This window comes from Shigella sp. FJ200513 (assembly GCF_040495915.1).
GTDB lineage: Bacteria > Pseudomonadota > Gammaproteobacteria > Enterobacterales > Enterobacteriaceae > ECMA0423.
In genome coordinates, this window is record NZ_JBDYCV010000119.1 from 1 (window position 1) to 10,591 (window position 10,591).

Sequence of the window (10,591 nt, forward strand, 5' to 3'; positions counted from 1 at the left end):
CTTCAGGGCTTCACTGCGAAATTCAGGCGAATGCTGTTTACGGGGTTTTTTACTGGTTGATACTGTTTTTGTCATGTAAGTCACCTCTGACTGAGAGTTTACTCACTTAGCCGCGTGTCCACTATTGCTGGGTAAGATCAGGCGGTTAAAGGCATCAACCGCGAACAACTGCAGACGATGATTACGGAATCAGGCATTGCGCTGGATATTAGCTGTGATAACACGCCGCGCCAGCAGGTTATTGGGGGAACGCAGGCTGCGTTGAATGAATTTACCACGCTGCTGATGGCCGCTGGATACGAACCGGTTAAACTCGGTGTGAGCGGTGCCTGGCACACGCGTTTGATGGAAGACGGCGTTCAGGCAATGCGCGATTATCTTGCCGGACTGGATATCGCTTCGCCAGAGCATCAGGTTCTGATGAACGTAACAGCAAAAAGCGAGGTCGCTCCGTCAATTATCAAAGAAAATCTCTCATTACACTTAACTCATACGGTGAAATGGACTGAATCTCTCGATACATATTCTGAATATGCCAACCCCGGTAGCTTTCCTTGAAATAAGTAATAAGCCCTATTTGGGGAATATGTTAAATGATTTTGCTGGCGTGGATCAGCAACGAGTTATGCATTGTCGTAAAGCATTTAGTGATGCAAAGGTATTCAAATGATTCCTGATTATTTAACTTTTATTCGCTTTCAGGATAAACGAAATCTGATATACATTTATGCTATTGGACTTATTCTGATAGGCTTTTATTGGAAAAATGCAGGGTTTACTTTTCCATCAGAGGATATTGGTGTAGTTAGTGGGATTCTGGCCCTGGTGCTGTATAATTTTATTTTTGATCTCAAGGCGTACTGGGCTTATAAATGCGTCACGAAGAATATCGATTTTTCGTGGTTTAAGAAAAAGCAGAACCACAAAATAGAATTATTTCTTACACAACCTCTGGTGGCAGGATTTCTGTCGTTAATCATGTTGAGTGCAATGAGTTGGGGGCTATACCAGCTTCTACCCTCGTTATATGCGCTGTTCCTGATTTCGTTACTTGGGCCGTTGGTCATCTTTCTGCTGTTTCGGATGATCCGCACCAGTTATGTCAAGCAGGTCGCTATTTCAGTAGCGAAAAAAGTAAAATATAAAAGTCTGACTCGCTATGTGCTGCTTTCGGTGTGCATCTCAACGGTTGTTAACCTGCTTACTATCAGCCCGCTGCGTAACAGTGATTCTTTTGTGACAGAGGGGCAGTGGTTAACGTTTAAATCGATAATTGCATTGCTCATTCTTTGTGGCGTAGTGTTGGCGATTAATCTGTTTTTTCTGCGCTTCTCCAAGCGGCCCGCTTTTCTGGGCAGGTTTTTTTTGCAGGAAATCGATCTGTTTTTCTCCAGTGAAAATACGTTGTCGACCTTTTTTGCCAAGCCGCTTTGGCTTCGGTTATTCATATTGCGGGTTATTGAAATGATGTGGATTACGCTGGTGTCGGTATTGGCAACGCTTGTGGAATGGCGGATTTGGTTTGAAGCCTATTTTTTACTCTGCTATGTACCGTGCTTAATTTACTATTTTTTCCATTGTCGATTCCTCTGGCATAACGATTTTATGATGGCATGTGACATGTATTTCCGTTGGGGGCATTTTAATAAGTGAGGAAGTTACAGGAAGTGACCAGATAACGCATATATGTTCTGTACTATCTTACGCATTTTGATTGTTGACTGAGTAACCAGACAGTTGATGTGCACAATTTCCCCTCGCCCTAACAGACGTGGGCGGGGGCACCCGGTGTGTACAATATACGAAAAAAAAGCCCGTACTTTCGTACGCGCTCTTCTTTAAATATGGCGGTGAGGGGGACCGCCTGAAATAAATCTGACTTAATCCAGGGGTGTTATATAATTTCTTTATAAACAATGTATTACACTTTTTGTTGTCCGATGTTATCTAATGTATTCTTAGTGAAGCGAGGGACTAATGGCATACTGGATGGCATACCAGAGTGACGGGAATTAGCGTATGGCAGTATTGACGGATACGAAAGCAAGACATATCAAACCTGATGACAAACCATTGCCCCATGGGGGAATTACCGGACTGACCCTTCATCCTTCTTCAGTAAAGGGGCGGGGGAAATGGGTTTTTCGTTATGTAAGTCCGGTGACACAAAAAAGACGTAATGCTGGATTGGGAACTTACCCAGAGGTCAGTATTGCTGAAGCTGCACGTACTGCCCGGATAATGCGAGAGCAACTTGCTGCAGGTGATGATCCTCTGGAGATTAAAAAGGCTGAATCTGAGAAAGTCGTTATCCCAACATTTGCCGATGCAGCCAGGCGTGTACATGCAGAACTGTCTCCTGGATGGGAGAATCCAAAGCATGTAAGGCAGTGGTTATCGACGCTTGAGAATTACGCGTTTCCTCAACTGGGAGCAAAAACGCTGGATTCGATTACGGCTGCGGACGTGGCAGAAACACTGCGTCCAGTCTGGTTAACCTTGTCAGAAACGGCAAGCCGGGTTAAACAGCGCATTCATGTTGTTATGCAGTGGGGATGGGCGCACGGTTTTTGTGTGGCAAATCCTGTTGATGTGGTTGACCATTTGCTTCCTCAGCAGACAAGAGGACGTGATGAACACCAACCCGCAATGCCCTGGAGGCAGTTACCGCTTTTTGTGGCGACCAGTGTGTATAGTGATGAACCTTATAATGTTACCCGCGCACTGTTATTAATGGTGATACTTACAGCAACTCGCTCGGGCGAAGCCAGGGGAATGCGCTGGGCTGAAATTGATTTTCATAAGCGGGTATGGACTATACCTGCAGAAAGAATGAAAGCTAGGCTACAGCATCGTGTTCCTTTATCCCGGCAGGCTATTTACATTCTGGAAAATATACGTGGCCTGCATGATGAACTGGTGTTCCCTTCACCCAGAAAGCAGCAGATCCTTTCCGATATGGTGTTGACAAGTTTTCTGCGTAAAAAGAAAGCCGTCAGTGACATTCCGGGGCGAGTTGCCACGGCACATGGTTTTCGCTCAACATTCAGGGACTGGTGTAGTGAACAGGGGTATTCGCGGGATCTGGCGGAAAGGGCGCTCGCTCATACGCTGAAAAATAAGGTTGAGGCGGCATATCATCGTACTGATCTACTGGAGCAGCGTGTACCGATGATGCAGGCATGGGCGGATTATGTGATGTCTCAACTTGCTAAAAACACTAAGGAATTCGCTTAGTTTCATGGACTGGCATACTCAGAGTAGCCAAATGGTTACTGCTTTCTTTTTTGAAAAATAAATGCAATGCCAGTTCGTAATGAAAACCTGGCATTGCACTCAGATAACGATTATTCATTATTATAACGAATAATACACTTGTGATAATTTATTTTTTGTCCGATAGTATCTATAGTCTGTTTCGGTGATACTTCAGTATGTTTTGATGATCACAAATGAAAACTCCGGCATCGAATGCAGGAATATTTAGTTTTTTTGCCAGTTCGGATGGTGTAATCGTGTTTCCTATATAAACAACCAGGTTATCATCAATCCTTATTTTCCTTTGTTCCGCCAGTATGTCAAGTGCTTCATCCAGAACACATTTTTTCCTGAGAGCATATGGGGCATATTGTAAAATATAACTTTTCTGGAATATGTAACCTGCTGTTGTGATAATTCTTTTCTGAAGCCATTTATCAAGTTTCTCAGCCGGGGATATTTCCCGAAGGGATTCAAGTTTATATATAAGATGCTTGAAATAAAATTCAATGAGATAAATGGCGCTATTAGTACTTTCCAGCGTTATTACTGTCGAGTCTGGATCTTTCTCCAGTTCCAGAAGTGCTGCTATCCTGACAACCTGCTCTCTTTTTCTGACAATAATGTCTTCAAATGTACCCATATGAGGATTCTGTCTGACAGTATCCATATTTTCTTTGTGAAAGCGCTCCAGTGCGCGGGATGCTGCATTTGATAATGTCATGCAGATGCGCTCTTTACTTTTTGCACGTCTTTCTCTGGATGCTCTCAGAGAGTCTCTGATCTGACTGCCAAAACTTTTCTTACGAAAACAGCTTGCACATTGTTGCGTCACAACAGGAGTGGCAGTATGCGGTTCTGTCGTCATTATTTTAATTGCTCCGGGTTCGCAAAATAGCAACCGGGCCAGAAAGCCATTGCCCCGGATCTGATCGCCAGTGAGAGTAAAAAACTTATTAAATATTACCGGTTGAGTCAGTATAAGTATAGTGAGACGGACATCATTCAGCCGGAACCCGGGTCTGGATGCCCGTTCAACGTTGACTGGTTGCCCACTCCATAATGTGTTGTACAGTGCCGATTTGCGTTCGAAACGCTTATCCAGAATAGTACCTCCTTCATCAGACAGCAACAGAAGAGAGGGTGACTGGCTGAGTTTCAAAGCTATCCCTTCTGGTGTCGCGTCATTCACGATGAGAACCTGTTGTACGGGAGGTTCGGGTTTATTTGCTATACACTTTTCAAGTGCTGCTCGTGCAGCAGCAGCATTTTCCGGGGATCTTTCAATTTCCTTTTTATATCTCCGCTCCAGGATTTTTTTATCTGTTGTCCACATTTCCATCATTCGGTCATAGTTTTTTTTATCGTCGATATATGCCTGATGTAGTTCTTCTTCTGTTTCATGAACAGGAGCGATTAATTTTGCGCAGGCAGAGGTTTTTCCACTGCCTGATGCTGATGAAAGACACATAAATATCTGAAGGCTGGTACGTTGCCCTCCGGAAAGTTCAACTTCATGCGTATCCTGGACCGAGGCAGCCATGACCGTCAGCATAACAGACAGAAGTATTTCACGGCGTATTCCTGTTTCTTCATGCATTTCATCAAGTAATGCCTGGCACCTGTCAGGCAGTTTAGTTGTGTCAAGTTCAGGGAGTGATAGTTTTGTCGTCATCATTAAGTTCCTTTAGTTTGTTTTCAGGTTCAGACCAGGCTGGTGCCGTATGTAACATCAGCCACTCATCGATGGCAGATGCCCGCCAGCCTACGGATGCACTACCAAGCCTTATTGGTTTGGGAAAGGTAGGGTCGTGGTATTTCGAGGCCGGATTTATTTTCACGTAAATAGTAGATCTTGATATACCCAGCAGTCGGGTAAGTTCAGCCATACGCAGGATGCGTGAAGGCGTGTAAAGCTGTCCGGTTTGATTTGACATATTGTTCTCCATATGCATTGCATGTCGTTGTGTCAGTTTGATACGTTAAGCTCAGAATGTCCTCTGCGATAAAATGCAAACCAACCGGAGAGCACAGCATATGCGCACATTTACAAATATGTTGTATGATATTTGTACTGTTTTGGGGTTGTTTAAGGAAGGCGAGAATCCGGCACACAAGCGGAAGAGTACCAATTTTGAAATGCATCAAAAATTCTGGGATCAACGTTATAATGAGATCAGTCGTATTATTGATGCTGAAGGGGTGTTCAGTCAGGAGCAACGGCGGATCATATATGCCCGATATGAACATTTTTATTACATGATGAATTCTTATCCAGTGCATTCCACACTAAAACCTGAATTCCTTCGCAGCTATTGTCTGCGCACTTTTGGGGTTATTTTTCTTGTTGTAGATATGTATAATACATACAGACCAGAGAATGACTCTGCTTTTTATTATCATATTTATAATTTTTTACAGAAATCGTATTGTCCTTGTCTTGATCACGCTGATACAGAAAGCGATGAAGCTGCTGTTAAACGTTATCTTCGGGAATATCTGGCTGAACTGGGATTCAACAAGGAAGATTTTCATGAAAATGGAAAGCTGTATGCTCTGGGGAAATATACAGGAACTATACGGAAGGATAACGGGAAAAGCAAGAGCCTGATGCAACAATATATCATGGCTATCAAAAATGAATATAAAAAGGATTACCGGGAGAAGAAGCTGGATAAGGATGAACTGGAGAAAGTGCTCAGGAATATTGATAAATTCTATAATGCATTTTATTCATTAAGTGTCTTACTTGATATACAACGAAAGACGAAGATACTTCAAAGCCTTGCATATTATCTCAGAGTGTTGGTGAGAGAAGGACTCTGGATTCATGGTTTGTATGGTTACGCTGCGCAATATCTTTATGACTTTACCAGCTTTGATACAACGCCTTATGCAAAAAAATTACTGGAAATGTTTTATAAGTTTCAAAACAGTGCAGAAGGAACATTGTCTCGTTATAGTGTTTCACTTGATGATAAATCTCAGGAATATATTTCCCGTCTGAAAGATCTTGTATTTAATATTAATGATAAGAATGGTTGTGATGACGCATATCTGAAAAAGATTATAAGCTATTTTGGGCAGTTGCAGAATGAGGCTGTTCATGTGACCAGCTGCTACGAAACACTTGCGGTGTACATTTGTCTGATAAGGAAAAATAAAATTAATGATGTGCTGCAGCATTATGATGACATGGAAAGAAAAGGATTGTTTGGTGAATTACCTTCAGGATATGTCAGGGGGGCATTATCGTTGCTTCGGACAGCACTGGAGGTTAAAGTAAATAGAAAAAATATAAAGTATGGCTCGTTGTTTTATTGGCTTGACCATGTAAAAGCCTATCAGGATGCATTTATTGAAAAAATACCACTTATTGATCCTGTATATAAGGAGGGTGAAATACAGTATGATGCGAACAATTTTACCCTGATGCGTGTTATTAAGATGTATAATTGTATGCTTGAAAAGATCAGTACGAAACCATATATTGCGCCCCCATATATTACAGGTTTGCTTGATGACGTAGAGAAGGTGCTGGATAAGATAAATATTCTGATAGATAAAGAGTATGTTTATGATGGTAAGACGCTGGCAGAAGTCATTATGGAAAACAAAGTATTATCCAGTCGCGAACGTAAAGAAACTATGATAGGGCTTTTCACAGGCAGTAAGAAATATACTTTACTGCAATGTGTTGAGAAGCTTGGTGTATTAGTTCACTATGTGAAATCACCGGTCGATGAAATTAAAAATGTGATGATGTTGTATGGCGATAAGGCCGAAAACAGGAACAGACGCAGAATGATATATGATGCGTTAACCATTATTTGTGAAGATGACATCAGGAATAACCCTCCTGAGCTGTCGTGAATTCATCTGAGTGTGTTTTGGGTCAATAATCTTTATATACCCTGCTAATTTTGCTAACCATTAGCAAAATTAGCAGGGGTATTATCTATGTCTGGCAAGAGAAAATTCTATAATAGTATGATTTATTTGTTTGTTTTGTTTTTCAATTAGAATGGTGTGTTTTTGTGATCTATGTCTAATTGTTTTGTATTCTTAGCGCCATCCCATTCATGGGCAGATGTACATACCGCCCCTATTAGATTGATGGGTTGCATGTTCATTGTATCTGTAAAATATGCCAGTTTTGACATTAATACATAATCTGTAATTCGGTGTAAGCTCTTGTCTGGTGAATTATGTTGCGTATTCCGCTCTATTCGATCACGGATTGGGCCAAATCATGATCGATTCGAATGCCAAACTGCGATCGATTCAGATGCCATTTTGCATTATGTTAGTGGCTTATTCTTCTTGTTCTTTTTTACAGGTTATGTAAGTGTGATTATCCTGATTACTGGTCACTCATTATATACTGAGTCGACAAAACAAATGAGTATTAACTGAAGTTTTTATACAGTGATCATCTGTCTGGTTAGGTTAGTTAGTTCCGGGAGAATCACATTTATTTCATATACCATAAATAATTAAGGTTAATTAGTATTATTAGTTGGAGTTATGGTATTGTGTGTCTGTGCCGTATTGTTTGTATGTTTGTTGTATAACTTATCTCTTTACGTGGTAATGTCACTCCTCTTTATGCTAAGTATTCTGTATGTGTGTAATGCATATATCTCCATACACTACGCAGTGAAGCATATGGGGGAAGCTGTATGGTGAATTATGTGTGTAATGTTGTCCTGTACGTACTTAACACTGGTTACGTATCGGAACACTATTAGAGCGTGTTATGACTCCGTTACAGTTTATAGGTATAGGTAAATATGATCTTTTCTGTATGGAACAATCTTCTTATGGTGTGTGGGTATGTTCTGTATACCATTATTCTTTTATGCTAATGATTAAATACCCGTGGTCTCTCTCGGCTTTACTTAATGGTTCGACAATATTAATAGCGATGTTGCCTGTAGCTAGCCGATACTGAGTTTTGTGAATGTCAGATTACTTCCTGTAAAGAATTTAGTGGTGCTTCCTGAAACTCAATTCTATGAGGTGTGTTTTTCCATTGTAATTCGTACTGGTTCTCAGTTTAAGAGAGTCTCACTGTATTCTGAAGTATTACCTCATCACAGTAATGCGGTAATACAAAACAGTTTTATCAGGTTGTCTGTGCTGCTGGTTTACTTCGTTTATTAATGCCGTGGTACGGCGTTTCTCTACTCTCAGTATTTACGTAATTCTCTCTTCCTGTGAGTTTTATAAAGTAAGGACTATAAAATGTATAATGCCAATCCCAATTACAAAATGGATTTCATGATTCTGAAAGACGTGAATGAACACATGGATGGTATGTTTCAACGTTTTTCTAAACTGTTACCTTTCAGAATTGATTTTGCTTACAGGAAAGACACGCCCAGTTTCGGGCATTCCTGTAAGCACAGTATGTGTATGGAAATATACCGTTTACTTAGCGAAACCCAGACGATGTTGGCGGGATATTACTGGGTAATGGAATATACACCAGACAAAGGGCTTCATATTCATTTTATCGGCTACCTGGATGGACAACGTCACAAGAACTCTTATCAGATATCCAGGCAACTGGGAGATATCTGGAGGCGGATCACGGAAGGGGAGGGTTATTTTCATCTGTGCCGGGCTAAAGACAAATACCCGGTGCGTATCGATCACGTGATTCACTATAGTGATAAATCTGCGGTAGACGACTTACGTTACGCCCTTAGCTATCTGGCTAAACAGGATCAGAAAGAACACGGTATTATTCTGGGCCGTAGCAGGCTTCCCGAAAAAAGTAACCGGGGTCGACCACGACATAACTGAATTATGGGGGCTTATGTCCGAACTATCGTAAGTTATCGCGTGGATTTGCCTTCACACGAATTTCAGTCGTGGTGCCGCCGGGAGACAGGTACAAGTGATAACGCATATGGTTTATAAATCTGACAGCGATGAACTAGCAGTACTGCGGGCAGAAAATACCCGGCTGGTCTCATTACTTGAAGCTCATGGGATTGAATGGCGACGTAAACCGCAGAGCCCTGTGCAGTGCGTTTTCGTATTATCCACGGATGAGAAAGTTGCGTTATTTCGTCGGTTGTTTCGTGGGCGTGATGATGTATGGGCCCTTCGATAGGAAAGCAAAACCAGCGGCAAATCAGGGTATTCGTCTACCTGGCTAACGAATGGCTGTTGGGAATATGCAGTAAGCCCTGGATAAAATGTGGGGACTGCGCTCACCGTCAGTTGATCCCTGTATCTGATCTCATCATCTACCTGAGGTAGTGTACAATATGCCGATATCGAACTGATACTTAATTAAAATATCTAGAGTGTGATATATCTCTGAGAACTATCAATACGAATATTAAAAACACTTCCAGAATAACAGCAATACGGGGGGATCTCCATTACCCTCCTGTGATTGACAACGGGGATATCATTACCTGTTTCCCTAACCTGATCCCCGGAGAGATATCTCGTTTCCGTAACTCGCTGAATGCGAAAATTAATGCAGATCAACACCGTAAAAAACAACAAGGCAAACGCACCTACGCAACGTCGGTTTGTATTATCTGGGCGAAAGAATATACGCAGTCCTTTAAATGTCATTATCACGTCTGCCTTTTTTTAACAAAGACGCCTATTACCATCTGGGAAACTATGAGCGCTCTGACACCCTGAGAGGGTTAATTACCGGAGCCTGGTACAGTGCCTTAGGGTTGGAACTGGAAGATCACCAGGGATTAGTTCATTTCCCTGCTAATGGACGTTACATCCTGGATATTAACGATCCTAATTTCCCAGAGCAGTACCAGCGCTTATTGGTACGTCTGGATTATTTGACGAAGCTCGACACTAAAGCATCAGGCCAGCGTAACTTTGGCTACAGCGGTTTTTGACCTATTGTAACTATAAGGTGATTTATTATGTATACAGAATCAAACATTAAGCTTTCCTGTAACGCCCTCTGGCAAAAGTGTGTCCTTGCAACTCTGTATCGGGCTGCTGCTACACATCCTAAAATTAAATTATTACAGTTTAAATTAATACCTTGCCCTGGTATGAATAAGGCAATTCCTTCTCTGATTGCTGATTTTACTGGTGAGCTGCATAGACTAATTTCTGAACATTTGCAGTGTAAGCGACGTAAAGATAAATCAGTCGAGCCCACCCCTTTATATTACCTCTGGAGTAGGGAAGCTGTGGCTAACGATGCCACTCCTTATCTTATGGTGCTGCTACTTAATAACGATGTCTGGTGTAAGTGAACCGCCCCGGGTTTCCTGGAGAGTGTTTTATCTGTGAACTCAGGCTGCCAGATCATCGTTTCCGATGGAAGCAT

The 10,591-nt window shown here is 41.8% G+C and carries 7 protein-coding genes and 3 pseudogenes; 8 read left to right on the plus strand and 2 right to left on the minus strand.

Annotated elements, in window-relative coordinates; translation table 11 throughout:
- Positions 1–141: 141 nt before the first annotated feature.
- The 3 genes and pseudogenes from ABZJ92_RS18375 to ABZJ92_RS18385 form a co-directional block, all read left to right on the plus strand.
- Positions 142–670: pseudogene (locus tag ABZJ92_RS18375) on the plus strand (ACP S-malonyltransferase); the annotation flags it as partial.
- A complete protein-coding gene (gene ycdU / locus ABZJ92_RS18380) occupies positions 667–1,653 on the plus strand; it encodes a protein YcdU (RefSeq protein ID WP_000611853.1) in 987 nt (328 codons plus the stop codon). The pseudogene ABZJ92_RS18375 and the gene ycdU, both read left to right, overlap by 4 nt.
- A 366-nt stretch (positions 1,654–2,019) precedes the next feature.
- Complete coding sequence (locus tag ABZJ92_RS18385; protein WP_000279879.1) at positions 2,020–3,237, plus strand: tyrosine-type recombinase/integrase; 1,218 nt, start codon at positions 2,020–2,022, stop codon at positions 3,235–3,237.
- Between the two features lie 169 nt (positions 3,238–3,406).
- Here the strand turns inward: ABZJ92_RS18385 and ABZJ92_RS18390 are convergent, their stop codons facing one another.
- Positions 3,407–4,936, minus strand: coding sequence for a DUF3987 domain-containing protein (locus ABZJ92_RS18390; protein WP_005067490.1), 1,530 nt, complete (start codon positions 4,934–4,936; stop codon positions 3,407–3,409).
- Positions 4,908–5,195 carry a helix-turn-helix transcriptional regulator gene (locus ABZJ92_RS18395; RefSeq protein WP_000070931.1) on the minus strand — a complete coding sequence of 96 codons (288 nt, stop codon included), beginning with the start codon at positions 5,193–5,195 and terminating at the stop codon, positions 4,908–4,910. The genes ABZJ92_RS18390 and ABZJ92_RS18395 overlap by 29 nt, the downstream gene beginning before the upstream one ends.
- 100 nt (positions 5,196–5,295) lie before the next feature.
- On the opposite strand from ABZJ92_RS18395, the gene ABZJ92_RS18400 reads away from it, so the two are divergent.
- From ABZJ92_RS18400 to ABZJ92_RS18420, 5 genes and pseudogenes are all read left to right on the plus strand, one after another.
- Entirely contained in the window at positions 5,296–7,131 is a 1,836-nt protein-coding gene (locus ABZJ92_RS18400) for a hypothetical protein (RefSeq protein ID WP_001258873.1), read from the plus strand.
- 1,374 nt (positions 7,132–8,505) lie between these two features.
- Positions 8,506–9,069: a YagK/YfjJ domain-containing protein gene (locus ABZJ92_RS18405; RefSeq protein WP_000282110.1), complete on the plus strand. Its 564-nt coding sequence runs from the start codon at positions 8,506–8,508 to the stop codon at positions 9,067–9,069.
- Between the two features lie 106 nt (positions 9,070–9,175).
- Positions 9,176–9,522 (plus strand): annotated as a pseudogene (locus tag ABZJ92_RS18410) (TOTE conflict system archaeo-eukaryotic primase domain-containing protein); the annotation flags it as partial.
- 63 nt (positions 9,523–9,585) lie between these two features.
- Positions 9,586–10,148 (plus strand): annotated as a pseudogene (locus ABZJ92_RS18415) (inovirus Gp2 family protein).
- Positions 10,149–10,175: 27 nt separating this feature from the next.
- Positions 10,176–10,517 (plus strand): YagK/YfjJ domain-containing protein, encoded by a 342-nt coding sequence (locus ABZJ92_RS18420; protein ID WP_000287886.1) that lies wholly within the window; start codon positions 10,176–10,178, stop codon positions 10,515–10,517.
- Positions 10,518–10,591 lie beyond the last annotated feature (74 nt).